The sequence below is a fragment of the Streptomyces sp. NPDC001709 genome (assembly GCF_053596375.1).
The window spans coordinates 68,267-92,366 of the sequence record NZ_JBSFGB010000005.1; the positions used below are offsets into that span (position 1 = coordinate 68,267).

14 protein-coding genes and 1 pseudogene are annotated in these 24,100 nt (G+C 70.5%); 8 read left to right on the plus strand and 7 right to left on the minus strand.

Translation table 11 applies throughout. The features are described 5' to 3' along the window. Positions 1-243 precede the first annotated feature (243 nt). Together putP and ACWC0C_RS09280 are read right to left on the minus strand one after the other, a co-directional pair. Positions 244-3,861 carry a sodium/proline symporter PutP gene (putP, locus tag ACWC0C_RS09275; protein ID WP_450862821.1) on the minus strand — a complete coding sequence of 1,206 codons (3,618 nt, stop codon included), beginning with the start codon at positions 3,859-3,861 and terminating at the stop codon, positions 244-246. A gap of 197 nt (positions 3,862-4,058) precedes the next feature. Continuing rightward, positions 4,059-4,562: a TetR/AcrR family transcriptional regulator gene (locus ACWC0C_RS09280; RefSeq protein WP_449196556.1), complete on the minus strand. Its 504-nt coding sequence runs from the start codon at positions 4,560-4,562 to the stop codon at positions 4,059-4,061. A gap of 84 nt (positions 4,563-4,646) precedes the next feature. Between ACWC0C_RS09280 and ACWC0C_RS09285 the strand changes: the two genes are divergently transcribed. Next, positions 4,647-5,699 (plus strand): FAD-dependent monooxygenase, encoded by a 1,053-nt coding sequence (locus ACWC0C_RS09285; RefSeq protein WP_450862823.1) that lies wholly within the window; start codon positions 4,647-4,649, stop codon positions 5,697-5,699. Positions 5,700-5,952: 253 nt separating this feature from the next. Continuing rightward, positions 5,953-8,604 carry a glycosyl hydrolase gene (locus ACWC0C_RS09290; protein ID WP_450862825.1) on the plus strand — a complete coding sequence of 884 codons (2,652 nt, stop codon included), beginning with the start codon at positions 5,953-5,955 and terminating at the stop codon, positions 8,602-8,604. Positions 8,605-8,984: 380 nt separating this feature from the next. Here ACWC0C_RS09290 and ACWC0C_RS09295 read toward each other — a convergent pair whose 3' ends face one another. From ACWC0C_RS09295 to ACWC0C_RS09310, 4 genes and pseudogenes are all read right to left on the minus strand, one after another. Continuing rightward, entirely contained in the window at positions 8,985-9,707 is a 723-nt protein-coding gene (locus tag ACWC0C_RS09295; protein ID WP_450863176.1) for an FAD binding domain-containing protein, read from the minus strand. Positions 9,708-9,998: 291 nt separating this feature from the next. Next, positions 9,999-10,257 (minus strand): annotated as a pseudogene (locus tag ACWC0C_RS09300) (response regulator); the annotation flags it as partial. Between the two features lie 24 nt (positions 10,258-10,281). Next, positions 10,282-11,343, minus strand: a complete 1,062-nt coding sequence (locus ACWC0C_RS09305) for an alpha/beta hydrolase (RefSeq protein WP_450862827.1) — start codon at positions 11,341-11,343, stop codon at positions 10,282-10,284. 445 nt (positions 11,344-11,788) lie between these two features. Then, a complete protein-coding gene (locus ACWC0C_RS09310; RefSeq protein WP_450862829.1) occupies positions 11,789-13,858 on the minus strand; it encodes a SpoIIE family protein phosphatase in 2,070 nt (689 codons plus the stop codon). 173 nt (positions 13,859-14,031) lie between these two features. On the opposite strand from ACWC0C_RS09310, the gene ACWC0C_RS09315 reads away from it, so the two are divergent. From ACWC0C_RS09315 to ACWC0C_RS09340, 6 genes are all read left to right on the plus strand, one after another. Beyond that, positions 14,032-15,000 carry a cyclase family protein gene (locus ACWC0C_RS09315; RefSeq protein WP_449196550.1) on the plus strand — a complete coding sequence of 323 codons (969 nt, stop codon included), beginning with the start codon at positions 14,032-14,034 and terminating at the stop codon, positions 14,998-15,000. A gap of 131 nt (positions 15,001-15,131) precedes the next feature. Further along, the gene (locus ACWC0C_RS09320; RefSeq protein ID WP_450862831.1) at positions 15,132-17,954 is read left to right on the plus strand and encodes a SpoIIE family protein phosphatase; all 2,823 of its coding nucleotides are present in this window, start codon (positions 15,132-15,134) and stop codon (positions 17,952-17,954) included. Between the two features lie 122 nt (positions 17,955-18,076). Then, complete coding sequence (locus ACWC0C_RS09325; RefSeq protein WP_450862833.1) at positions 18,077-19,606, plus strand: sugar ABC transporter ATP-binding protein; 1,530 nt, start codon at positions 18,077-18,079, stop codon at positions 19,604-19,606. After that, complete coding sequence (locus tag ACWC0C_RS09330) at positions 19,603-20,694, plus strand: ABC transporter permease (RefSeq protein ID WP_450862835.1); 1,092 nt, start codon at positions 19,603-19,605, stop codon at positions 20,692-20,694. The genes ACWC0C_RS09325 and ACWC0C_RS09330 overlap by 4 nt, the downstream gene beginning before the upstream one ends. 65 nt (positions 20,695-20,759) lie before the next feature. After that, positions 20,760-21,923, plus strand: coding sequence for a substrate-binding domain-containing protein (locus tag ACWC0C_RS09335; protein ID WP_450862837.1), 1,164 nt, complete (start codon positions 20,760-20,762; stop codon positions 21,921-21,923). A 47-nt stretch (positions 21,924-21,970) separates the two neighbouring features. Next, complete coding sequence (locus tag ACWC0C_RS09340; RefSeq protein WP_450862839.1) at positions 21,971-22,762, plus strand: DUF429 domain-containing protein; 792 nt, start codon at positions 21,971-21,973, stop codon at positions 22,760-22,762. A gap of 7 nt (positions 22,763-22,769) precedes the next feature. Here the strand turns inward: ACWC0C_RS09340 and ACWC0C_RS09345 are convergent, their stop codons facing one another. Then, positions 22,770-23,987, minus strand: a complete 1,218-nt coding sequence (locus ACWC0C_RS09345) for a PP2C family protein-serine/threonine phosphatase (protein WP_450862841.1) — start codon at positions 23,985-23,987, stop codon at positions 22,770-22,772. Positions 23,988-24,100: the final 113 nt, after the last annotated feature.

The following is a 24,100-nucleotide window of genomic DNA, read 5'->3' on the forward strand; positions in this document are numbered from 1 at the left end:
ACGGGAAACCCGGAATGTGCCACGGACGGGCACATCAGAACGGCGTGCTCAGCAGCCGTGCGCGATCCGACCCGGAACCCAGACGGTGCACTGGGCGAGGCGACCGAGATCAGAGCTGGTGTACATCCGCTGGTCGCCTCCTTTCGGTAGTTACGGGTCGACAGCTACCGCAAATTAGCGGCTGGGGCCACACAGGTCAAGAGGTCGGCGCATGGCACCCGACCCCAGGCCGCATCCGTCAGCTCACGACGACCCACCCGATCGGTTCTCAGGCAGGTCCTGGGCGCCGGTGTCGCCCGGAACAACCTGCTCCGTCCAGATGATCTTGCCGGTGGTCGTGTAGCGAGTGCCCCACCGGTGGGCGAGCTGGGCGACGATCAGCAGGCCCCGCCCTCCCTCGTCGGTGGTCCGGGCATGGCGCAGGCGCGGCGAGGTGCTGCTGGCGTCGGAGACTTCGCAGATCAGGGCCCGGTCGCGGATCAGGCGGAGACAGATCGGTCCGGTCGCGTGGCGGATGGCGTTGGTGACCAGTTCGCTGACGATGAGCTCCGTGGTGAACGTCAGATCGGCGATGCCCCACTCGGTCAGCTGCTGGACGGCGAGCGTGCGGGCGTGCGCGACAGCGGCCGGATCGCTGGGCAGGTCCCAGGTGGCGACCCGGTCCGCGGCCAGGACACGGGTCCGGGCGATGAGCAGGGCCGCATCGTCGGCCGGCTGGTCGGCCAGCAGATCATCGATCACCCTGCGGCCGGTCTCCTCCAGTGTCGGCCGGGGCATCGCGAGGACATCGCCCAGTCGGGAGAGCCCGACGTCGATGTCCTGGTCGAAGGACTCGATGAGGCCGTCGGTGTAGAGCGCGATGAGGCTGCCCTCGGCCAGCTCCAGTTCGACGGACTGGAAGGGGAGGTATCCGAGGCCGAGCGGCGGTCCGGCCGGCAGGTCCAGGATGTCGGCGCCGCCGTCCGGAGCGACGATCACCGGCGGGAGGTGACCGGCCCGGGCCAGCGTGCACCGCCTGCTGACCGGGTCGTAGACGGCGTACAGGCAGGTGGCGCCCATGAACGCGGTGCCCGCGGCCCCATCCTCGGCAGCCGCCGACTCATCACTGCCGTGCGCCTCCATGAGGCCGATGACCAGGTCATCCAGATGGGCCAGCAATTCGTCCGGGGAGAGATCGAGATTGGCGAGGGTGCGTACCGCTGTGCGCAGGCGCCCCATGGTCGCCGCCGCGTTGATGCCGTGCCCGGCCACGTCCCCGACGACCAGCGCGACGCGCGCCCCGGAGAGCGGAATCACGTCGAACCAGTCGCCGCCCACACCGCTGGGGACATCCGCGGGGAGGTACCAGGACGCCACCTTGAGGGCGGACCCTCCCGTCAGGTCCTGCGGCAGCAGGTAGCGCTGCATGGATCGGGCCGCTGTGCGCTCGCGGGTGAAACGGCGGGCGTTGTCGATGCACACCGCCGCGCGGGAGACGAGTTCCTCGGCGAGACGTACGTCGTCCTCCTCGAAGGGGCCCAGCCGCCGCGACCGAGCGAACGTCGCCGCGCCCAAGGTGACACCGCGGGCCCGCACCGGGACCACCATCACCGAGCGGAAGTCGTAATCGCGGAAGGAGGCGCCAAGCGACTCGTCCTCGGTCACCCATGGGCTGGCGGTGCGGTCCAGGTTCCGTTCCACGAGGGTCCTGCTCTCCAGCAGGCACCGGGTCACGGGCGACGAGGAGGCACGCCGAACCGTCTCCCCCACGGCCAGCGACGCCTCGGGGCATCCCTCACGCACCGACTGCTGCCCCGCGCGCCGGATCACGGGTGACATCCCGACGGGACCGGGTGCCGGTTCCTCGCCCCGCATGACCGAGTCCAGCAGGTCGACGGCGACGAAGTCGGCTACGGCCGGCACGGCGTCGTCGGCCAGTTCCTGCGCGGTCCGCGTCACGTCCAGGGTGCTGCCGATGCGGGTGGCGGCGTCGTTGAGCAGCGCCAGGCGTTCCTGGGCCCGCCAGCGCTCGGTGACGTCGATGACCATGTACCAGATCCCCACGTTCCGGCTGTGGCGGTCCTTCATGGCGAAGAAGGAGGCGGAGATCGCACGGCTGCTGCCGGAGTCCGTCTGGCTGGGGCCGCGGTATTCGTAGTCCATCACCGGATCCCCGGTCCGCAGGACCGTCCGCATCATCTCCTCGAAGGCATCGGCCTCCGCCTGGGGCAGCACTTCCGCCATCCGCCGTCCCAGCCGACGTTCGAGGGGGATCTCGCGGTCCAGGGGCTCGTTCACCCAGACGTACCGCAGATCCGTGTCGAGGACGGCGATGCCGACCGGGGCATGGGCGAGGAAGGGCGTGAGCATCAGCCGGCTCACCCCGCCGCCCGGCATCCGCCAGAAGGCCCGTTTCGGGGGCCGGCCGACGAACCTGCCGAACACGAGCGCTGCGGTCGTGGCGACCAGGACGCCCGGGACCATTTCGTAGATGCCCGATGCGAAGGGGCCGAGCCGCGGATTGATCTGCTTCCACAGCAGCACCGTGGCCGCACCCGACACGATCCCGGCCATGGCCCCCGCCCAGGTCATGCGCGGCCAGTACAGCGAGAGAAGGACGACCGGGCCGAAGGCGGCTCCGAATCCCGCCCAGGCGTAGGCGACGATGCCCAGCAGCCCACCGCCCCTGAGCGCGATCACGAAGGCCACCAGGGTCACGGAGATGACGGCGGCGCGGCCGACCCACACCAGGGCCCGGTCCGAGGCGCGCCGGTGGAGGAACGCCCGGTAGAAGTCCTCCGTGAGAGCGACGGACGACACGAGGAGCTGACTGTCGGCGGTCGAGATGATCGCGGCCAGTACGGCGATCAGCATCACTCCGGCACCCCAGGGATTGAGCAGTGCACGGCTCAAGCTGATGTACACCGTCTGCGGGTCGCGGAGCGGAGTGCCGGTCTGCGCGATGCCCACCAGACCGACGAGCGTGGCGCCGGCGAGCACGACGATGACCCACCCGGTTTCGATGCGGCGGGCCGCGGGGATGGCGCCGGTGCTGCGGATGCCCATGAAGCGGGCCAGGATGTGCGGCTGACCGAAATAGCCGAGGCCCCAGGCGAGCAGCGAGATGATCGCGACGGCGCCGAGGGATCCGCCCGCCGACCACCGTCCGTCCGTGAAGTCGACCTTGGCACCCATGTCGAGCAGGTCGGGTGTCTTGCTGTTGAGGGTGTCGCGCAGCGCACCGAAGCCGCCCAGCGCCCCGATGCCGACGACGGGGAGCGCGAGCAGGGCGAGGAACATCAGCGTGGCCTGCATCACGTGGGTCAGGCTCACGGCGAGGAAGCCGCCCAGGCACGAGTAGATGACGATCACCAGGGCGGTCAGGGTCACTCCGAGCCCGAATCCGACGTCGAAGATGTGCCCGAACAGGAGTCCGCCGGCCACGAGCCCGCTGGCGACGTAGACGGTGAAGAACACGAGAGTGACCGCCGCCGAGACCATCCGGAGCATCCGGGTGCGGTCCTCGAACCGCTCCTCCAGATAGGCGGACAGACTGACGGCGTTCCCTGCGCGCTCGGTGTAGGTGCGCAGTCTCGGCGCGACGAACAGCCAGTTCAGGTAGGTGCCCAGTATCAGGCCCACCGCGATCCAGCTGGCGCCGACACCGGCCGCGTACACCGCTCCGGGAAACGCGAGGAACAGCCAGCCGGACATGTCGCTGGCCCCTGCGGACAGGGCGGCGACGAACGCGCTGAGCCTGCGGCCCCCCAGCGCGAAGTCGGCGAAGGTGCGAGTGCGGCTGTAGGCCCAGACTCCTGTCCCGATCATGACGGCCACATACACGAGGAATGTGGCCACGATCGGCGCACTCAAGTCGAACATGCTGCCCTCGCCTGCGAGGTTTCAGGGCACGGGCGCGAGCGCCGCACGCCTTTTGCTCGAGCTCCTATTACACAAATGTACAGATTTCGCCCACCGTGAGCCGACAGGACCGCTCGCGCCGGGGCAGGAATGGGCACTGCGGGAGCCTGCCCCATCGGGACCCGGGCAGCTGTTCATCGACACCAGGCCCACCCCGGTCACGTACTCCAAGAGGGTCCGCTGGTGAGCGAGCGGAGCTCGTGGATCACGTCGGCGCCGGAGGGCGCGTGTTCCGGGTCCACCAGCCACTGCAGCATCAGCCCGGACAGCAGCGCGAGCGGCACCGAGCCGCCGAGTCCCTCCCGTCCCTGGCGCTGCCCTTCGGCGAGGTGCGCGCGTACTTCCGGTGAGCGCTCGGCCTGCACGGCGGCCTCGAGTTGAGCCACCCACAAAGGCCGGTGCGTGGTGAAGCTGTCGATCAGCGCCTGCCAGCGCTCTTCCGGCTTGTCCGCCGGGGTGCGTGAGCGCAGTTCTTCGTCTAGTTCGTCCACCGCTTGCACCAGGGCCTGGGTGAGCAGGGCGTCCTTGGAGCCGAAGTGGTAGCCGATGGCGGCATGGCTGACTCCGGCGGCCGAGGCGATATCCCGGACGGTGGTGCGGGCCCAGCCGCGTTCGATCAGGCACTGCTTGGCCCCGGCCAGCAGATCGTCTCGGTTTCCCATGGCGTACAGCATAGCGGAGTCTTGTCCGAATGGTTCATCCAAATGGATTGACCAAATGGTCAAACTCTGGCTACGGTGCTGTCCATGACGAAGACGAAGGTCCTGATCTCGGGTGCCAGCGTGGCCGGCCCGGCCCTTGCCCACTTCCTGCACCGCGACGGCTACGAGGTGACCGTGGTCGAACGCGCGCCGGCCCTCCGGGAGGCCGGGTATGCCGTCGACTTCCGCGGCGCAGTCTTCGACGTGCTGGAGGAAATGGGCGTCCTTGACGAGGTCCGCAGGCACGACACGAAGATGCGCGGCACCACGCTGCTGGACGAGACGGGCACCGAGACCGGACGCCTTCCCGCCGAGGTATTCGCCGGTGAACTCGAGGTGCCCAAGGAGGAACTGACCCGGATTCTGCACCGGCTTACCGCGGCCGACGTGGAGTACGTCTTCGACGACTCGATCAGCGCACTCAGCCAGGACGACACCGGCGTCATGGTCGAGTTCGAGCGAGCCCCCACCCGGCGCTTCGACCTCGTCGTCGGAGCGGACGGCATCTACTCGAAGGTGCGCCAACTCGCCTTCGGCCCGCACGCCGACGCCATACAGCACTTAGGCATGTCCGGCGCCGGGTTCACCGCCGCCAACCACCTCGGCCTCGACCACAGCGGTGTACTGAGGCAGACCAAGGGCACGGCGATCTACGCCTTCAGCGCGGCCGACCCCGACAGAATGACGGTCAGCCTGTCCTTCGCCACCGCCTCGCCCGTACTGGACCGGCGCGGCCGGGCGGAGCAGGAGCGGGCAGTGCGGGAGGCGTTCGCCGGGCACGGCTGGGAGACACCCCGCCTGCTGGCTGCGATGACGGCGGCGGACGACTTCTACTTCACCTCTGCCTGCCAGATCCACCTGGGCACGTGGTCGCACGGCCGGATCGTGCTGGTCGGCGACGCGGGATACTGTGCCGCACCCACCAGCGGCATGGGCACTTCACAGGCCCTCATCGGTGCGCGCACGCTGGCCCGGCACCTGGCCGTGGCGGCCGGCGATCACCGAACGGCGTTCGCCTCGTACGAGGCGGAAATACGCCCCTACGTCACCGAGAACCAGGCGAAGGGCCGGGAGGGCGCGGCGATGTTCGGCAGTTGAGGCATGCCGGCAGGCACCAGTAACAGAGAACCGAGCGACTGCGCTGCAAGTAATGAGGTGGGGCGTCACTGAGGGCCGGGATGGCGAACGAGGCCATTTTTGATAATCGTTACGTTTGTCAGGCTATAAAGTCGCTGTAAACCTCTGGGGTTGGGAGAGGGCACGGGAGTACGGTTCCGGCGCTCGGCAGTAGGAGATCAAGTGCGGCCGTAGGGGCGGCCGCGTCTTACGCCGAAGAAGCCGGAGACAGTCCATGCGTGTGTATTCCGCGCGGCGCAGACCGCGCCGCGGGGCGGAGAGCGCCGGCAGAAGGACACTCGCCGCCGCAGCCGCCGCACTCCTGATAGCGGGGACGGGACCCGTCGCCGCGTTCGGGGCGAATGACACGGACTCCAGCCGCCATGACGTGGCGGGCGAGGAGTCCCATGAACTGATGGAGTCCCTCGACGCGTTCAACGAGCCGAGGCTCTCCCCCAGCGGTCAGATCGCGCAGGGTGCGTACGCCGGCGCCTGGGCGCACATCAAGAACATGCCGGTCGCGGCCGGAAGTTGGTCCGAGGTCACCACCTCCCCGTACAACGAGGACGCACTGCACTACCGCGACCGGTCCGCCTCCAACTCCGGTGGCGGCGCCGGCCACTCGGCGGGCCGGATCGCCGCCCTGGCAACCGATCCGACGCACCAGGGCGTGGTCTACGCGGGCGCCGCGGGCGGCGGTGTGTTCCGCTCCAGCGACGACGGCAGAACCTGGACGCCGATCGCCGACCGGCTGCCCGCCCTGTCCGTGGGCGCCCTCGCGGTCGCGCCCGACGGCGCGCTGTGGCTGGCCACCGGCGAGGCGACCACCGCCTCCGACAACTACCTGGGCAGCGGCGTCTACCGGCTCGCGGACCCGGTCGCCGACACCTTCAGCGAGAGCGACAAGGTGGGCGGCTCCGAGCTGGACTCAGCCTCCATCCACACCGTCACCTTCGACAAGGCCGCCGGTTACGTCTTCGCGGCCTCCTCGCACGGCGTCTTCCGGCGGGCGCTGTCGGCCGGGCAGTCCACCGCCTGGACGAAGGTCCTCGCCCCGTGCGCGGGCGTCGGCATCAGCGGCGTGAGCTGCGGAGTGGACAGCCACTACGCGGACATCGCCAACGACATCGCCGTACAGCCCGGCAGCGACGGCAAGAAGCTGCTGGCCAACGTGGCCTGGCGCAGCGGCGCCGACTACAACGGCTTCTACTACTCCGCCGACGCGGGCGCCACCTGGAGGCGTGCCAACCCGACGGGTGCGATCAACCCCGCCGAGATCGGCAACGCCGCCTTCGCCTACGCGGGCGACGGCAGCAAGCTGTACGTCTCGATGGAGTCCCCGAAGCTCCTCAACAAGTCCTCCGGCTCCGGCGTGTACTCGGTCCTCGCCGGCGTGTATGTCAGCCAGAGCGGCGACGCCGGCGGCTCGTTCAAGCAGATCGCGACCTCCTCGTCACTGTCGACGACCGGCTCCGCGATGAAGGTCAACGAGATCGGCAGCGGGTACCAGCCCGGCTCCCAGGCGTGGTACGACCAGGTCATCGCGGTCGACCCGACCGACCCGAACCACGTCTACCTGGGCCTTGAGGAGATGTTCGAGTCCCGGAACGGCGGCGCCACCTGGAAGGCGATCGGCCGCTACTGGAACTTCGGCATGCCGTGCTACAGCTACGACCCGGCGCAGAACACCTGCGACGGCGACGTGATGCACTCCGACCAGCACGCACTGGCCTTCTCGCAGTGGAAGGGCGGCGCGCCGGAGGTGTTCGTCGGCAACGACGGCGGTGCCTACGCCCGCCCCACCACACAGACCGTCCCCGGCTGGCGCAACCTCAACGAATCCGGCACCCTGCGCAACCTCCAGTACTACTCGGTGCGTGCGGGCAGGATGACCGACGGCAGCGGCGAGGCCGTCTGGGGCGGCCTGCAGGACAATGGCGTTTCGCTGCTCGCGCCCAAGGGCGCCACGTACCAGGGGCAGCAGCTCAACCCGAACGGCGAGATGGTCTCCCCGTTCGGCGGTGACGGCGGCGACCAACTGGTCAACCCCGCCAATGGCTGCCAGACGGTCGGCGAGTACGTCGACCTCGCGCTGCAGATCACGAACAATTGCGGCTACACCGCCAGCGACGACGGCTCCGAGGACGTGATCACCGACATCGCGCCCGGCGACCCCGGAGCCCGCTTCATCGCCCCGTTCAGCGCGGACGAGACCGACCCGAACGGCCTGTGGGTCGCGGGCGGCCAGTACGTCTGGGGCAACACCAAGACCTGGAGCAGCACCTCCGGCGCCGACTGGACCAAGCTGTACGACCTGGGCGCCGGCCACTCCGCCTCGGCCGTCGCCAGCCGCAACCACGTGACGTGGGCGGCCTGGTGCGGCCCCTGCTCGAAGGTCGACGGCACCTTCGGACGAGGCATCGCCACCGACTACGGCGGCACCTGGCACCAGGTGAACCTGCCCGCCGCCTTCCCGAACCGCTACGTCTCCGGCCTGACCATCGACCCGTCCGACGCCTCCGGCAAGACGGTCTACGCGGTGATCAACGGCTTCTCGCGGCACTGGAACGAGGGCCCCGGCGCCGGCTACGGCCACGTCTGGAAGACCACCGACGGCGGCACGAGCTGGACGGACGTCAGCGGTGCCCCCGCGGCCACGGACTCCTTCCCGGACGCCCCGGCCAACGCGGCGCTGATCACCAAGAACGGCACCCTCGTGGTCGCCACCGACCTGGGCGTGTTCACCAGCACCTCAGCGAGCCACTGGGCGCGCCTGGGCACCAACCTGCCCACCTCCCCGGCGGTCTACCTCTCGCCCAGCCCCGACGGCAGCCAGGTGTACGTGGCCACGCACGGCCGCGGCATCTGGAAGGCGTCGACGCCGTAACGCCACACCCCGCCCCTCCACGCCGTAGCCGACGTCGCCGGGAGCGGCGCTGAGGCCCCGGACCGCTCATGGCCCGGGGCCTCAGCCGACTACCCGCCTCCTCCACATCGGCGTGCAAGCCGCGGTACGCATGGATCAGCGCCGAGGCGGAGTAATGGGCGATACCGATGCGGGACAGGCCGTTGGTGACGGCCGTTCCATGTCCCGGTCCAGGGCCGTGGTGAAACACCACGCCGGTGCGCTTGCCACTCGTTCCGACCCCCGCCGAGCCGCCGAACCACCGATTGGGCAGCCAGCACGGGGGAGACCGACTCGGTTGATCAGCCCGCCTCAGGCCGAGGGCAGCCCGATGCGTCCAGCCGGACGACTGCCGACCGTCTTCACTCCTCGCTGCGACCGCCCAAGAGACCGCTCACCTGTTGACGGACGACCTCCCACGCGACGGCCGGCAGGTCACCGAGGGAGGTGCCGCCCAATGCCCCAAGGGCCTCTTCCGCGTCGGCGCGCCGGACGGTATCGGCGCTGAGCACGTCGTAGCCGTACCGCACGGCAACACGAAGACGGTCACCTTCCCCGTCATCGGCGTGTAGCGCCGAGGCGACCACCAGGGGCGGCGGCCCGCCTGCCTCGGCGGCCAGTTTGCGGTAGGCGCAGGCGATCGGCTCACACCAGCAGAGGCTGAGGAGAACGGGGCGCTTGGCCACGACTTCGGCCAGGTCCGTTTCGCGGACACCGTCGGATTCCAGCACCGTCGCCCGGGCGTTCAGAACGAGCGCCGCAGGCAGAAGGCAGCGCAGCGTGCTGCCGACGATGTTGCCTCCGACCGTGGCCGTCCGCCGTACGGCCCCGGTGCCCACCGCGGCGGCCGCCAAGCGCAGTACATCCGGACACCGGTCGTCGATGCGGTGCAGGACCACGGCGCCACCCACGGTCTCTCGCCCCAGGACGTTGGCCTCCGGCACATCGCGCAGCGAAAGAGCCATTTCGGGGAAGCCGTCCCGCTGCCACGTGGCCCACAAGAGCGTCGCCCCACCGATCGGCACGGCCCCCTCGGCCAGACACTCCTGTGCTTCGGACACAGACGTGGGTAGACGCAACAGCACGGCGACCGACCTGCTTTCCTCGGGAGTTGGACGAATTCGGCGGTAAGGTTTTGGCCACCGGCCCGCCGGCAAGGCAGCCTTCCCGCCGGCACGGGGGCGCGTACAGGGCTCATGCCAGCACGGCATGCGCACGAGTCGCCGGCGATCGTTTGACCACCCAGCGCCTACCTCGCCGCGGAGGTCCGCGCGGGTATCTCCATGCTCGCCCAGACCGGCGAAGACGCCATCGCGCCCGGCCTTGGGCTACCGTCACCGGGCACCACACCGCCATAGGCGTGACCTGTCAGACGGCGCGCCCCGGTCGGCCACCCCATCGCGGGCCGTCAGGAACACCGTCGACTCGACCGTCCTGGAGCCGCGCGGCCGGTCGAGCACGACGAAGCCGTCGAGGTCCGGCAGCATCAGGCCGAGCACGACGATGTCCGGATGGAACTCGGGGGGCCAGCCGCAGCGCCTCCTCGCCCGTGTACGCGGTCGCCGCCTCCCAAGCCTCGTACCGGACGACCGTCGCCACGCGATCGGCGATCGGCCGATCGTCGTCCGGCAGGATCCGGCAGCCGGGAAACCGCCGGGGTCAGTGCGGGGCGGAGAGCCACTGGCTGAGCCAGGCGAAGGCCGGTGGGAACTCCGCGGACCAGGTGTTGTAGTTGTGGCCGCCGTTCGGCAGGATCAGCGTGCGCACCGTGACCGGCGAGGACGCCGCGGCCGCCTGGAACTGTGTGATGTAGGAGGGCGGGCTGAGACGGTCCTCGCGTGAGGTGGCGAGGAACAGGCTGACGTGGGACTTCGTGTGCCGCACCAGGTAGGTCGGGCTGTTGAGCCGGCGCACGGTCGGGTCCGGGAGGACGGACTTGTCGCCGGTCAGCGGGTCGGGGTCGAGGGCGGCGCCCGCGCCGAAGACCTTCGGGTACTGCAGGGGCAGTTTCGCGGCGCAGAAGCCACCGGTCGAGAAGCCCATCAAGCCCCAGCCACTGGCACCCCGCAGGGTGCGGAACTTGTGGCTGATCAGGTCCGGGACGTCCGCCGACATCCAGGTCGCGACCTTACGGTTGCGCAGGTCGGTGCAGTCGGTGTCCACACTGCCCGGGTTGACCACGGGCATCACCAGGATGAAGGGGTGCACCTTGTTCTGGTTCAGCAGGTCCGAGAAGGCGCCCGGCATGCCGCCGTGCTCCAGCCAGGACTCCGGAGAGCCGGGCACGCCGTGCAGCAGCATGATGACCGGGAACCGCTTGTTCTTGTAGGCCGGCTCGTCGTACTGCGGTGGCTTCCACACCAGCACCTGCCCGGACAGGGCGGACTTCTGCCCGTGGAAGTACGTGTCCAGGACGCCGCCCTTGGTGCTCTGGTTGAACTTCGCGCGCTGCACCGGCGGCCCCGGCATCGCGATCGCGTTGGCGTTGTCCGTGTTGCCCGTGAGGTCGTCCCAGGACGCATACAGCCCGTAGCTGTTGTTGATCCACGTGGCCACGACACTGATCGCGGTGAGCTGACACAGGCCGATCATCACGGTGTGCGCCAGCCAGCGCACCGGCCTGGGCCCGCGGATCCTGGTCCACAGGGCGATCGTGCCGATCATCGCCACGACCGTCGCGGCTATGAGGACGACGAAGAACGGCGTTCCGGTGAGGGACACGCGACCACCTTTCTGGACCACTGGACGGGGACGAAACGGGCGGTACCGGCTGTAGCGTCCGCAATGCCCACACATTCTGGCTGCTTGGATAGAGGGGACCGGACGATCAGCGGTTCCTTTCGGTCGGACTGGACCCGCGCTCGCGGCACGTCAATGCCTCGCCAGTGCGTGCCCACAATGGGCTGCGCCGTTGCCGTGGCCGCACTGCACCGGCAGCGCGGCGGCCCCGGCCAGGACCTGCACCTGGACCTACATCTGGACCTGCGTCAGACCATCCACCGCATCACGCCCCACGCCCTCTGGCGTCCCACTCTCGGCGACGAACTCCTGCCCCACATTCCATGGCGCCGGTCATTCATTCGCTGAAGCCTGTGCTCCCGATGGCCAGGCCCGCCATCGGCTCGTGCGTGCGGGCGGGCGGGCGGGTGAACCCTCCTGTGACCACTCAGGGCTGAGCTCGGGCGATGAGCAGAGCGACATCGTCCTCACCGCCGGGCGGCCGGAGAATCTCCAGGACGCGGTCGCAGGTCTCTTCCAGATCACGGCCACGCGTCGCCGAGAGGGCGTCGAGCAGGGTGTCGAGGCGGGCGTCGATGGGTTCGTCTCGCGTTTCGACCAGGCCGTCGGTGTAGAGGACCAGCTCGTCGCCGGGGCGGAAGGCGATGGTGGCGGCCTCGAAAGGGACCCCTCCGACGCCCAGCGGTGCGCCGGTGGGAAGGTCGAGAAGCTGCGCCGCCTGGCCGACCCGCAGCAGGGCCGGGGGCAGGTGGCCGGCGAGGCATATCCGGCACTGGCCCCGGTGGGGGTCGCAGACGCAGTAGATGCAGGTGGTGATGGCCTGCTCGACCCCTTCGGTCAGGTGGCCGAGGTGATACATCGCCTCGGCCGGGGCGAGATCGAGTTCGGCGAAGGCGCGGGCAGCGCTGCGGAGTTGACCCATGGTGGCGGCGGCGTTGATGCCGCTGCCCATGACGTCCCCGACGACCAGGGCGGTCTTGTCTCCCTGCAGGGGTATGGCGTCGTACCAGTCGCCACCGATCTCGCTCGCGGCGCCGGCGGGCTGGTAGCGGCAGGCAATCTCCAGGCCCGGCAGGTGCGATGTGAGCTGGGGGAGCATACTGCGCTGGAGGGTGAGGGCCGCATGGCGCTGGGTCTGGTACCCACGGGCGTTGTCGATGCAGACCGCGGCTCGGGCGGCCAACTCCAGGGCGAGGAACACGTCGTCGTCATCGAAGGGATCGGGGTTCCGGGTGCGTGTGAGGTCGAGGGCACCGAGGACTTCGCCCCGGGCCATCAACGGTACGGCCAGGTAGGAGTGCACGCCGGCCGCCGCGAGGAGGGAGGCGGCCTCGCCGTGGCGGGCGATGCACTCCAGATCCTGACGGGTGGTACGGGGCACCAGTACGGGCTGGCGGGTGCGCACGCACCGGGTGATCAGGCAGTCGCTGTCGTAGGTGGCGAGTCCGTCCGGCGGGGCGGCCGCGCTGGCTGCCTCGGTGGAGTGGGCCGCGCTGACGGCGAGGGCGCGGAAGAGGGCCGGGCCCTCGCGTGGCGCGATCCGGCCGTCAAGAGCGCTGTCGAGCAGGTCCACGGCGGCCACATCGGCCAGGACCGGTACGACGATGTCGGCGAGCTCACGCGCTGTCGTCTCCAGATCGAGGGTGGAGCCGACGCAGGCCGAAGCCCTGGCGATCAGTGCCAGCCGTTCCCGGGCCCGTGCCGCCTCGGCGGCGGCTCGATGACGCTCGGTGACATCGATGACGGAATAGGCCAGGCCCAGCACCCGCCCGCCGGAGTCCTCGAGCCGGTAGTACGAGACGGACCAGGCATGCTCGTGGTCCGGGTCGCCGGGGGGACGGCAGACGATGTCCCGGTCAACGACCGACTCGCCCGTCTCCAGGACACGGCGCAGACGTGCCTCGGGGTCCGTGTCCAGGAAGGTCAGGACCTCGCCGACCGGTCGGCCGATACGCTCCGCGGCGGACTGACCGGTGATGCGTTCGAGAGCGGGATTGACGGCCACGTACCGCAGGTCCGCGTCCAGAATGGCGAGCCCGACCGGGGACTGGGACACGAGGCGCACGGCCAGTGCGGCATCTCTCTCGACCCGCTCCACAGCGGCCTGATCCGCGGCGAGCCCCAGGGCGTAGACGTCGCCGAGGTCGTCCAGCAACCGCATGTTGCGGAACTCCACCAGGCGGGTGCTGCCGTCCTTGTGCCGGATCGGGAACGCCCCGGCCCAGTCGGTGCCGGATTCCATGACCTCGGCGAACAGCTTGATCACCTCGTCCCGATGCTCCTCGTGGACCGTCAGCCGAGCTGCGGACTGACCCAGCGCTTCCGCCGCGGTGTAGCCGAACAGCTCCTCGGCCTTCGAGCTCCAGAAGACCACCTGGCCGTTCGCGTTCAGCACCACCGCGGCGACGCTGAGCAGATCGAGCAGGCCACTGGGTGGCGTGGCGGGGCCGGCCACCGACCGGCCGGCGACTGCTCGGGAGGGGTCCGTCGTGCCCATGCCTCATTTTGACTCCCGCTCGGCGCATTGGCTCGTGCCAGAAGGGACACCCGGCACCCGCACCGCGGCTGGACCCGAGTTCCCGGGCCGGGCGGCGCGGCCCCTGTGCCAAGCTGGAGCTGATCACGAGCATGACGCTCCTCCGTGTCGCGCCCGGAGAACGGTGAGTACAGATGACTTCGAAGTCCGCCGATGCCCCCGATCCCGGATCAGCCGTCACCGGCAACGGGCCCGCCGTCTCCCGCCGGGAGTTCGACGTGCTCTTCGAGGCGCTCCGCACGTGGGGTCGCTGGGACCCGGCCGACCGCGGTGCCTGGAACCGTGTGACCGCGGACCATGTGCGGCGGGCCACGGCAGCGGTGCGGTCCGGGACGGTCATCCCGTTGGCGCTGCCGTGGAACACCCGCCCCGGGCCCGACAACCGCAAGCCCGCTCTGCACCACATGACCGATCTCGGTGACGTGGAGAGCCCGGAACCCTCGACCCACAAGGACTTCATCGCCGCCGACTACCACGGCAAGGGCATCACGCATCTCGACGCCCTGTGCCATATCGCCTACCGGGGGCGGCTCTACGACGGCCGGGCGGCCGGCGACGTCGTCGGCACCGCAGGTGCCCGCTTCGGAGCGGTGTCGACGCTCGGGCCCCTCGTCACCAGGGGTGTGCTCCTCGACCTCCCCGCTGTCCTCGGGATCCGCTGGCTGGAGCCGGGACAAGCGGTGCACGCACCGGACATCACCGCCGCGGAGAAGGCGCTCGATGTGACGATCGGCGAGGGCGACGCAGTGCTGCTGCGGTCTGGGCACGTCCGCCGCCGAGCGGAGCTCGGTGCCTGGGACCCCGACACGGCGAGCGCGGGCTTCCACGTGGACGCCGTACCGCTGCTCGCCGAGCGTGGCATCGTACTGCTGGGCGGTGACGGCGACAGTGATGTACGGCCCTCACCTGTGGAGGGCGTGCACTCGCCGGTCCATGCCCTGGCCATGGCCGCGATGGGGGTCCCGCTGCTGGACAACCTCGATCTGGAAGCCCTCTCCGCCGCCACCGCAGAGGCCGGGCGGTATGAGTTCCTGCTGGTCGTGGCGCCGCTGAACGTCCCGGGCGGGACGGGTTCACCCGTCAATCCGGTGGCGGTCCTGTGACGACCGACAGCCGCCCCGATCAGTCATGTACATGAAATATCTATCACATCGTGACCAATACCCCCAATCTCCGTACTCTTGTATATGCCAGATTTTTCCGAAAAAGCGGGCTATCGCGAGTGAGGCGAAGCGTGGTTCGGTTCGGCGGGGCAGCGAGGCCCACGGGACGTGGTACGGGCGGCAGGGGGCCCGTACGTTCGCGTGAGCGATTTCTGGAGGGTGGGCCGGTCGAAGCGGGTGTGCGCACGCCCATCTCGAATTCGTGGCAGCGCTGCCGTTCCCTCGGGCTCTCACCGGACCAGTCCGACCTCCCCTTCCAAGAGGATTTCGACACGGACGCACGGATCATCCACGCGGCCGTGCCGGTGCTCGACCGGCTGCAGTGCAGCTTCGCCGGCACCAGGATGAACATCTGTGTCGCCGACGCGAGCGGAACGGTCCTCCTACGCCGTTTCGGAGAGCCGTCCCTGGCCAGAAGCCTCCCGGCGATCCAGCGCATGCCGGGGTTCGTGTTCGCCGAGCAGGTCGCCGGCACGAACGGCATCGGTCTCGCGCTGGCCGAGCGGCAGCTCATCCGGGTCTACGGTGCCGAGCACTTCGCCGAGCGCTCCCAGACAAGCGCCTGCCGCGCGCTCCCGGTCCGCGACCCGCTCAGCGGCCGCATCGAGGGCGTCCTGTGCTTCGGTTATCCACGCAGCTTCGACAACCCAGCCCTGGCCACCGTGATACGCAAGGCGGCGCGAGCCATCGAACGGCGGCTGCTGAGCCACAGTTCCGCACGCGAGCGCGCTCTGCTGCGGGCCTATCTGGACACCGAAGCCGAAGCCGCCGCCGGCCGTCACCGCACCATCGGATGGGACGAACTCGCCCTCGGACAGCACCCCGGTGACCATGCGCTCCTCATGGAGAAGGCCACCGAGTTGATCTCCTGCGCGCAGCGTGCCGCCGTTCACGTCCCCCTGTCCGACGGACAGCGTGTCACGCTGCTGAGCCGTCCGATGACGAGTGCCACCGGGGTGCAGGGCCTGGCCATCGAGGCCGTCATGCCCGGGCCCGCACCACCCAATCCCCTCATCGCCGCGCGGCAGGTCCACGAGTCGCCGGGCTCCCCTGCCGAGCCTGCCGCCTCCCGTGACGTCCTGTCGTCCGGGGCCGTCGCCATCGCCGCACCCGGCCAGGTCACCGCGGCCGGCAAGGGTGGCTCCGCCGTCGGAGCGGGAACCGATCACCCCGCCTCCGCGCCGCCGTCGAGAGGGCTGCTGCTCGTGGGGGAGCCGGAGGTGGGGCGGTACGCCCTCGCCGCACGACGCCGCCTGGAGCTGCTGTCCGAGGCCAGCACGCGTATCGGCACCACCCTGGACGTGCGCCGCACCGCCCAGGAACTGGCGGAGACGGCGGTGCCCCGACTCGCCGACTACGTCACGATCGACCTGCCCGGGTCCGTACTGCACGGCGAGGAGTCCAGCGACCCGCACGGTGACCTGCGCCGTACGGTCGTCCACGGCATCCGCGACGACTGCCCCTTCCACCCGGTCGGCCATCAGGTCGGCTACGGCCCGACCACGCCACAGCTGCGCTGTCTGACCAGTGGGGAGGCGGTGCTGGAACCGGACCTGAAGGCCGCCGCGGGCTGGCTCGCCCACGACCCCGAGCACAGCGGGGAACTGCTGTCCCATGTCCACTCCCTCATCGCGGTCCCCCTGGTCGCCCGCGGTGTCGTCCTGGGAGTCGCCGCCTTCTACCGCGGGCGGGACCCCGCCCCCTTCGGCGACGACGACCGTTCGCTGGCCCAGGAACTCGCCGCCCGCGCCGCCCTGTCCATCGACAACGCCCGCCGCTACACGCGCGAACGCACCATGGTGCTGTCCCTGCAGCGCAGCCTGCTCCCACAGGGACTGCCCGACCAGGACGCCGTCGAGGTCGCCCACCGCTATCTGCCCGCCGAGTCCGACGTGGGCGGGGACTGGTACGACGTGATCCCCCTCTCCGGCACCCGTATCGGCCTCATGGTCGGGGACGTCGTCGGCCACGGCATGCTCTCGGCCGCCACCATGGGACGACTGCGCACCGCGGCACGCAGCTTCGCCGAACTCGACTTCCCCCCGGACGAAGTCCTCACCCACCTCGACAATCTGGTGGGACGCCTGGACCGGGAGGACCCGGCCGCCGACGAAGCGGACATCATCGGCGCGACCTGCCTGTACGCCATCTACGACCCGACCACACAGCAGTGCACCATGGCCCGCGCCGGGCATCCTCCCCCCGCGCTGGTCCGCCCCGACGGCACGGTGTCCTTCCCCGAACTGCCCGCCGGGCCTCCGCTCGGTCTCGGGGGACTGCCCTTCGAAGCCATCGAGATCGACCTCCCCGAGGGCAGCCGCCTGGTTCTCTACACCGACGGACTCATCGCGGACCGGGACCGCGACGTCGACGCGGTCCTCGACCAGTTGCGCGGGGCCCTGGCCCACCCGGAACACACGCCCGAGGAGACCTGCCAGGTGGTGCTGAACAGCGTGGCGCCCGCCCACCCAGGCGACGACATCGCCCTGCTCGTCGCCCGCACCCATGGCCTGGCCCCCGACCGGATCGCCACCTGGGACCTGCAGCCCGACCCGGCCCTCGTCAGCGAAGTCCGCGCCCGCGCCATACGGCAGCTGGCCGACTGGGGACTCGACGAGGCCGCTTTCGCCGCGGAGCTGATGCTCAGCGAGCTGGTCACCAACGCCATCCGTCACGGCTCCGGCCCCATCCGCGTACGGCTGCTTCACCACCGCACCCTGATCTGCGAGGTCTCCGACACCAGCGACACCGCCCCGCACCTGCGCCGGGCGGCCAGCACCGACGAAGGCGGCAGGGGCCTGTTCCTCGTCGCTCAACTGGCGCAGAGCTGGGGGACGCGCTACCTGCCTCAGGGCAAGGTCATCTGGGCCGAGTGCGGCCTCGACGGTATCTGAGGCCGACGGCGCCGCTGATCCGTTGGTGTCACAGAAGGCGCCGTATGTCCCAAATGCCATTGATTGGCCCAGTAGGATCAGCGGCGACAGTCGGGAAAAACTCGCCAGGCCGACCCCCGGAGATGTCCGTGCACGACCCTCCCGACACCTCTGCGGAACCCCTCGTCCGCATCCACGGGCTCGCCAAGCGGTTCGGCGGGACCCTCGCCCTGGACGGGGTCGACCTCGACGTCCACGCGGGCAGCGTCCTCGCCCTCCTCGGCCCCAACGGAGCCGGAAAGTCCACACTCATCAAGGTGCTCGCCGGCATCCACCACGCCAACGCGGGACAGGTCACGGTGGACGGGCACCCGCTCGGGAGTCATACCGCCTCCCGCGCCATGTCCTTCATCCACCAGGACCTCGGTCTCGTGGAGTGGATGACGGTCGCCGAGAACATCGCCCTGAGCACCGGATACCGCCGCCGGGCCGGACTCATCTCCTGGCAGCGCACCCGGGAGCGCAGTACCGACGCCCTGCGGATCGTCGCCCGACACCTCGACCCCGCCGCGCCCATCGCCCGCCTCTCCCCCGCCGAGCGCTCGCTGGTCGCCATCGCCCGAGCCCTGGCTGCCCAGGCGAAACTCATCGTCCTCGACGAGCCGACCGCCCGTCTGCCCGCAACGGACTGCGCCCGGCTCTTCCGCGTCCTGCACACCCTGCGCGACCAGGGGCACGGCATCCTCTACGTCACCCACCGCCTGGACGAGGTGTACAAGGTCGCCGACGCCTTCGCCGTCCTGCGCGACGGCCGCCTCGTCAGCCACGGCACCCTGGCGGGCCACAGCCCCGCCCGTCTGGTGCATGACATCGTCGGCGAGGAACCGGCCCCCTACCGCCCCGCCACCGTCCCCGCCGACGGCCCGGCCCTGCTGACCCTCGACGGCGTACGGACCCCCACCGCGGGACCGGTCGGCCTGGAGCTCAGGGCCGGGGAGGTCCTGGGACTGGTCGGTCTCTCCGGCGCCGGGCACATGGACCTGGGCCGAGCACTCGCCGGTGCCCGGCCCCTCCTCGACGGCCAAGCCTTCCTCGGTGGCCGGCCGTACCGGCCCCGCTCGGTCGCCGACGCCGTTCGGCTCGGTGTCGGCCTCGTGCCCGGCGACAGACAGCGCGAGGGCTGCGCGGCCGAGCTGACCGTACGGGAGAACCTCCTGGCCAACCCGCGTGCCGGAGGCCTGCCGGCGCTGCACTGGATCACCCCCCGCCGTGAACGCGCCGAGGCCGCCCGCCTGATCGAACGGTTCTCGGTGCGTCCACGGGACAGCGAGGCCCCCATCGGCACGCTGTCCGGCGGAAACCAGCAGAAGGTCATGATCGGCCGGTGGCTCCGGGTGAGCCTGCGGCTGCTGATCCTGGAGGAACCGACCGCGAGCGTGGACGTCGGAGCCAAGGCCGCCGTCTACCGCCTGCTCGACGAGGCACTGGCCACCGGCCTCGCGGTGCTGCTCATCTCCACGGACTTCGAGGAGATCGCGGGCGTGTGCCGGCGCGCCCTGGTGTTCGTCGACGGGTCGGTGACGGCCGAGCTGAGCGGTCCGGCCCTCACGGTCGCCGGGCTCACCCGGGCGGCCTCGGGCATGCCCCCTTCCGGAACCGCGACCACCTCATGAGCGCGTCGCCCGCTTCCCCCGCATCCCCGTCCCCACCGCACCGACGGGGCCTCGCCGGACAACTCGTCAGCGCCTACGGCCTGCTGGCCCTGATCGGTCTGCTCTTCCTGGTCTTCTCCCTCTTCCTGCCGCGTACGTTTCCCACGCGGGACACGGTCGACTCGATCCTGTCCAACCAGTCGATCCCCGCCGTCCTCGCGCTCGCCGCCACCGTCCCCATCGTGACCAGCGCGTTCGACCTCTCCATCGGCTACGGCCTCGGCCTGGCGCACGTCATGGTGATGCAGCTCATGGTCGACGAGCGGTGGCCCTGGCCGTGGGCCTGTCTCGTGGTGATCGCCGGAGGGACGGTCGTGGGCGTCCTCAACGGTGTCGTCGTCGAGTTCGGCCGGATCGACTCCTTCATCGCCACCCTCGGGACCGGCGGCATGATGTACGCCGTGACCGGCTGGGTCACCGGCGGCGGACGGATCGTCCCCGGTCCGCAAGGTCTCCCCGCCGCCTTCACCGATCTCTACGACTCCAGGTTCCTCGGCCTTCCGGTTCCCGCCTTCTACGTGCTCGCCCTCGCCGTCGCCCTCTGGCTGGTGCTGGAGCGGCTGCCGCTCGGCCGGTACCTCTACGTCATCGGCTCGAACCCGCGCGCCGCCGACCTGGTCGGCATCCCGACCCGCAGGTACACCGTCTACGCGTTCACCGCATCGGGACTGATCGTCGGCTTCGCCGGTGTGCTGCTCGCGGCCCAGCAGCAGATCGGCAATCCCAGCGTCGGCCTCGACTATCTGCTGCCCGCCTTCGTCGGCGCCCTCCTCGGCTCCACCGCGGTCAAACCCGGCCGGCCCAACGCCCTGGGAACGCTCGTCGCCGTCGCCGTGCTCGCCGTCGGCCTCACCGGCATCGGCCAGCTGGGCGCCGACTTCTGGACCGTCCCCCTGTTCCACGGCGGCACCCTCCTTCTCGCCGTCGGCCTGGCCGGCTACTCCGCCCGCCGCCTTCGCGCCGGGGCGGGCGCGTCGCGTGACGCCCCCACCCCACCCCCAAAGCCGCCGTCCTCGGCGCCCGATGGCACGGCGGGCACCACTCCATGACCCACGCCACGGCCCCTGCCTCCCCTTCCCGCCGCGGCGTCCTCATTCCTCGGCGAGGAACTCCCGTGCACCGCAATCGCAAGGCCGCCCTCGGCGTCGTCAAGGTGCGATCCGTCTGCCTCGCCCTGCTGGCAGCGGCCACCGCCCTCGCGGGCTGCGAACGCGGCTCGTCGAACGGCCCCGGGGTCTCCACCACCGGTCCGAGCGGCTGCCCCGCGGTCCAGGCCAGGGCCCAGGCCGCCGTCACCCGGGCGGAGAAGACCGACGTCCCCTGGAACGGGCCGACCAGTGGCCCCGCGGCGGTGTCCGGCAAGTCGATCGTCTACGTCGCGCAGACGATGACCAACCCCGGAGTCGCAGGCGTCGCGGCGGGCGTGCGGGAGGCCGCGAGGATCATCGGCTGGAACGTCCGGGTGATCGACGGCGAGGGCACCCCCGCCGGCCTCCAGGCGGCGCTGAGCGAGGCCGTGGCACTCAGGCCCTCGGGCATCGTCATCGGCGGGTTCGACCCCAACTCGGTCTCCCAGCAAGTCGCGCAGGCCACTGCCGCGCGCATCCCGCTCATCGGCTGGCACGCGGTCGCATCGCCCGGCCCGAGCGCGAAGCCCCGGCTCTTCACCAACGTCACCACCAACGTGGACGACGTCGCCGCGATCAGCGCGCAGTGGGTCATCTCCGGCTCCCACGGCAACGCCGGAGTCGTCCTCTTCACCGACGCCTCGATCCCCTTCGCCAAACACAAGTCCGACCTGATCAGGAAGGGGCTGGCCGCCTGTGCCGGCGTGCGGATGCTGGCGTATGAGAACATCCCGATCCCGGACGCGAGCAGCCGTACCCCCAGGGAGGTCTCCGTCCTCCTCTCCCGCTTCGGGAGCCGGTGGACCCACTCCGTCGCGATCAACGACCTGTACTTCGCCGACGCCGCCCCCGCCTTCCGCTCGGCCGGCGAGAAGGGCTCCGGCCCGCCCTTCAACATCGGCGCCGGGGACGGCGACCCGTCCGCCTTCCAGCGCATCAACAGCGAGCAGTACCAGGCGGCCACCGTCCCCGAACCGCTGGCACTGCAGGGCTGGCAGATCCTCGACGAGTTCAACCGCGCCTTCTCCGGCCGTCCGGCCAGCGGATATGTCGCGCCCGTGCACATCTCCACCGCGGCCAACAGCGCAGGGGCCACGACCTGGGACCCCACGGGCTACCGAGAGGCGTACCGGAAGATCTGGGGCCGGTGACAGAGACGTCGCACTCGAGGTGTGCCTCGCTGCGGGAAGATCCGAGCATGGGACGAGGACAGACGGTGACGGTCGGCATTGATCTGGCCGCCCGTGCACGGCGCACGGCCGTGTGCCGGGTGGTCTGGGGATCCGGGGACGACTTGGCGGTGGAGTTCGTCGTGCCCGAGGGGGACGAGCAGCTGCTCGCTGTGGTCCGGGAGGCCGACAAGACAGGCCTCGACTGTCCCCTCGGCTGGCCGTCGCGCTTCGTGGCGACCGTTCTGGCCCACCACCAGGGCATGCCCCTGCCACCCCCGGTCCGGTTTGAGGAGCGTGCCGATGGGCGGCCCGGTCTGGACGCGCTGCGGTTCCGCCTGACCGACGACCTGACCTGGAAGGCGACCTCCATGCGGCCGCCACTGTCGGTGTCCACCGACCTGCTGGGTGTCGTGGCGCTGCGAGCGGCCTATCTCCTGGACGCGCTCGCGGCATCGGGCGTCCCCGTGCCCAGGGACGGGTCCGGACCGGTCGCCGAGGTGTATCCCGCCGCCGCGCTGCGGCGCTGGGGGATCCGCCTCACCCGCAGTTACAAGGCCCCCACGCCCGCGGCACAGGCCGTCCGGGAGGACATCGTCCGCTCCATCGAGGCGGGTCTGGGGTCGGCCCTCCCCCAGGCCGTGCGTACGAGGTGCGTCGACAGCCACGACCACCTCGACGCCCTGGTCTGCGCCCTCGTCGCCCGCGCCGTCCTGGTCGGGGACACACTGTGGCCGCGCTCCACGGACGAACGCGCCGCCGCCCGGCAGGAGGGCTGGATCCATCTGCCCGGCACGGATCTCGCCGTCCTCCAGGCGTAATACCGCGTCACCACTGCTGCGGATGCCATTCGAAGAGCAGGATGGTCACGTCGTCCCGCAGTTGGTTGCGCTGGTAGTCGAGGATGGCGTGGATGAGCAGCCGCAGCACCTCGGCCGGGCGCTGGCCCGCGGCGTTGGAGCGGATGATGAAGTCGGTGAACCGGTCGAGGCCGAACTCCGCACCGTCCGCGTCGCGGGCCTCCACGACACCGTCGGTGTAGAGCAGAACGCAATCGCCCGGTTTCAGGGCCGTCTCGTGCACCTGCCGAACGGCCGGGGCGAGTGAGCCGGCCAGGCCGATCGGCGGCTGTGGGGGGCTGTCCAGCGCTCCGGCGAGCACCCGCTCGGCACGGATCAGCAGCGGTGGCGGGTGACCGCAGTTGACCCAGCGCAGCACCCCGGTCACGGCGTCGAGCCGGCACAGCACGCCGGTGCAGAAGTGGTCGGGCAGCCACTGGGCGAGCGCCTGGTCGACGGAGGCGACGATGTCGTCCAGGTCGCCACCGCCGCGGCGGGCGTTGCGCGCCGCCGCCATGGCGACCGACGTGGTCAGGCCGGCGGTCAGATCGTGCCCCATGGAGTCGAGGATCATGGTGTGCAGCACGTTCTTGACCACCGAGTGGTCGTAGGCGTCGCCGGCGATGTCGTACGCCGGTTCCAGGACCGCGGTCGAGACGCACCTTCTGCTGCCGACGGTGTGGGGTGGCAGGAAGGCCCGCAGCATCTCGGCCGGCAACTGCATGGGCGCGGTGCGGGAGCGGGCGGCGAGCCAGTCGCTGTAGGCGCGCTTGGAGGTGATCAGCATGGCGGACAGATGGGCCAGCATCCGGCTGCGGCGCATCCACACCTCGTCGAGCGAGGCGGTCCTCACCGCCAGCACGCCCAGCCGCTCCGCACCGTCGACCATCGGCATCCAGACGGTCAAGGCGTCGTCGGCCTCGGCCACCCGCGGGGAGACCGTGCGGTACGCCCGGCCGGCCGGCGAGCGGTCCACCGGCAGCGGATCCAAGGCCTCGTCGAGGGGGACGAGCAGTTGTTGTTGCAGGTCGACGAGGTAGATCAGCGCGGTGTCCAGGCCCAGGGCCGAGGCACACCGGTTCGCCAGGGCGGGCAGTTCGAATGGCAGGGCAGTCTGCGCCTCGATCATCAGCTCTGCCAGTCGATTCTCGTCGACGGCGGTGTCGGGACCGGAGGACGCGTGCGATGGGTCCGGCACGGGGATCACCCCTTCCCGCCCAGTCTCACACCGATCCCGTCCCCTCTCACGTCGGGCAAGCCGCCCACCCGGCGACGCGATCGGCGACGACGGGCTCAGGCACGGGCCCCGCGAAGCCAGGC

Bases quoted from the DNA above. Each gene is read 5' to 3' on its own strand.
- putP (WP_450862821.1), bottom strand. From the start codon at position 3,861: ATGTTCGACTTGAGTGCGCCGATCGTGGCCACATTCCTCGTGTATGTG.
- ACWC0C_RS09280 (WP_449196556.1), bottom strand. From the start codon at position 4,562: ATGGGAAACCGAGACGATCTGCTGGCCGGGGCCAAGCAGTGCCTGATC.
- ACWC0C_RS09285 (WP_450862823.1), top strand. From the start codon at position 4,647: ATGACGAAGACGAAGGTCCTGATCTCGGGTGCCAGCGTGGCCGGCCCG.
- ACWC0C_RS09290 (WP_450862825.1), top strand. From the start codon at position 5,953: ATGCGTGTGTATTCCGCGCGGCGCAGACCGCGCCGCGGGGCGGAGAGC.
- ACWC0C_RS09310 (WP_450862829.1), bottom strand. From the start codon at position 13,858: ATGGGCACGACGGACCCCTCCCGAGCAGTCGCCGGCCGGTCGGTGGCC.
- ACWC0C_RS09315 (WP_449196550.1), top strand. From the start codon at position 14,032: ATGACTTCGAAGTCCGCCGATGCCCCCGATCCCGGATCAGCCGTCACC.
- ACWC0C_RS09325 (WP_450862833.1), top strand. From the start codon at position 18,077: ATGTCCGTGCACGACCCTCCCGACACCTCTGCGGAACCCCTCGTCCGC.
- ACWC0C_RS09330 (WP_450862835.1), top strand. From the start codon at position 19,603: ATGAGCGCGTCGCCCGCTTCCCCCGCATCCCCGTCCCCACCGCACCGA.
- ACWC0C_RS09340 (WP_450862839.1), top strand. From the start codon at position 21,971: ATGGGACGAGGACAGACGGTGACGGTCGGCATTGATCTGGCCGCCCGT.